We start from the raw sequence: 325 nt of genomic DNA, 5'->3' as shown, positions 1-325 counted from the left end.
GTCACGCTGTCGGTGTTCAGCGTCGTCGTGCCGGTGATGTCCAGCAGCCCGCTGTTGCTGATCGTGCTGCCACCCGTCCCGGTGACGATGTCGATCCCCGCCAGCGTCACCGTGTCCGCCAGCGCCAGCGTGCCCTTGTCGGTGATCGTCGTGCCGGTCACCGTCACATTGTCCAGCGTCAGCTGCGTCGCGGCGTCGATCGTCACCAGCCCGCCGTTCAGCTGCGCGTTGCCGGTGATCGTGCTGACGCCCTGCACCGTCTCGATCAGCCCGTTGTCGGCGATCGTGCCGCCGCTGATCGTCGTGCCGTTCAGCTTCAGCGTGT

1 protein-coding gene is annotated in these 325 nt (G+C 67.1%); it reads right to left on the bottom strand.

Features of this window, described 5'->3' with window-relative positions; genetic code table 11:
• A partial coding sequence (locus QY049_RS34530; RefSeq protein ID WP_301270428.1) for a hypothetical protein occupies positions 1-325 on the bottom strand: 325 nt, incomplete at both ends.

It is taken from the genome of Bradyrhizobium sp. WYCCWR 13022 (assembly GCF_030435535.1).
Lineage (GTDB): Bacteria > Pseudomonadota > Alphaproteobacteria > Rhizobiales > Xanthobacteraceae > Bradyrhizobium.
This window is presented reverse-complemented; position numbering and strand designations above follow the sequence as displayed.